Source organism: Chloroflexota bacterium (assembly GCA_038040195.1).
Taxonomy (GTDB): domain Bacteria; phylum Chloroflexota; class Limnocylindria; order QHBO01; family QHBO01; genus DASTEQ01.
Map to the genome: position 1 here is coordinate 1 of JBBPIR010000033.1, position 1582 is coordinate 1582.

1 protein-coding gene and 1 pseudogene are annotated in these 1582 nt (G+C 55.0%); both read right to left on the reverse strand.

Features of this window, described 5'->3' with window-relative positions; translation table 11 throughout:
• Positions 1–146: 146 nt before the first annotated feature.
• Complete coding sequence (locus AABM41_09840; protein ID MEK6192597.1) at positions 147–1235, reverse strand: IS481 family transposase; 1089 nt, start codon at positions 1233–1235, stop codon at positions 147–149.
• A gap of 59 nt (positions 1236–1294) precedes the next feature.
• A pseudogene (locus AABM41_09845) lies at positions 1295–1558 on the reverse strand (transposase).
• Positions 1559–1582 lie beyond the last annotated feature (24 nt).

Here is a 1582-nt window from a genome sequence, read left to right on the forward strand (position 1 = left end):
AATTCGGTACCTACAAAACGTAGAAGACACTTTGGGGAGAGGAGAGACGACGTTCGTTGTCTGCTTGTTTCACGGGAGCACTGAGTCTTTTGACACCTAGCGAGTTCTATGAAATGTAATAGTTCAGACTTGATCTGACAACGTCACTAAGCCACAACCGCGCGCTCGCGCGGAGAAAAGGAACTACTGGCTACGGAAAAACGATCAATGGCTTTCTCGTGCGCCAGGTGTTTTGCATCTAAGAACGTCTGCATCGGCGTCTTCCCAAAACAGTACTTCCCTGAATGTGGCCGGTCCCTATTGTACTCTTGCAACCAGGCATCGGCGTCGGCTTGCAGTTCCTCCAAACTGCCGTATAACTTCTTGCGGAACGCGATGCTGTAGAACTCATCCTGCATGGTGCGATGAAACCGTTCGCAAATTCCGTTGGTTTGTGGCGAACGAGCCTTGGTCCTGGAATGATCGATATTCTCGATGGCCAAATACAGTTCATATTCGTGATGTTCACGTTGGCCGCAGTATTCTGTTCCGCGGTCTGTCAACACACGCAGCAAGGCCACCTCCTGCTCTTCGAAGAAGGGCAGCACGCGGTCGTTTAGCGTGTCCGCCGCTACCAGTGCATTCTTGCGATCATAAAGCTTCGCAAACGCGACCTTGGTGTAGGTATCGATGAAGGTCTGCTGATAAATGCGCCCGATAGCCTTAATGGTGCCCACATAATACGTATCTTGGGCGCCCAGATAGCCGGGATGTGCCGTGTCGATCTCACCGTGAGCTTCCTTCTCCTGTTTGGCCTTTTCCATCGCCTGCACTTGGGCCTCTGTCAGCACGTGGCCGGGCTCCTGCGCCAGTTTGGCTTCCAGGGCTTTGAGTCGGCGCCCGAAAGTCTGCAGATCATGGCGCAGCCAGACGCTCCGCACGCCCGTTGGCGACACAAACATCCCGCGCTTGGTCAGCTCGTTGGCTACCCGAACCTGCCCATAGGCAGGCTGTTCTACCGCCATCGCGAGGACTGCCTGCTCCACGTGCGGCTCGACCCGGTTCTTCAGTACCGGCTTGCGCCGGCTGATCTCCTTCAGGGCCAACTCGCCGCCTTTCTCATACAGCTCTTTGAAGCGGTAGAAGCTGTCCCGGCTATAGCCCATCACTTTGCAGGCTTCTGAAACGCTGCCCAGAACCCCAGACAGGTTCAGCAAGCCCACTTTATTCTTGATGATCTTCTGATCTGTATTCATCTGACATTCTCCTGTTCTGCGCTATCGCGCATTCTATCAAATGTCAGATCAAGCTGAGACTAGTACAATTTGAGCATCGGGCCCGCATCCTGTTCCCGTGCCAGCCGCAACGCTTCTCCGCGCAACCCGTTCTGACGCGACACCTTTTCCACTTCATAAAGATGCGCGATCATTGCCAGTACCCCGCCCATGCGCGCTGGGTCCTTCTCCAACGCGTTATGAAAATGGCGGCGAGCGTGTGCCCAGCAGCCCACCTCAACCATCCCGCGCGCCGGGTCGGTAAAAAAGCTGTCGTACACAACATAAGCGTCGGCCTGCAGATGTCCCCGGAAGCCCCTTCAGAAACT

Bases quoted from the DNA above. Each gene is read 5' to 3' on its own strand.
- AABM41_09840 (MEK6192597.1), bottom strand. From the start codon at position 1,235: ATGAATACAGATCAGAAGATCATCAAGAATAAAGTGGGCTTGCTGAAC.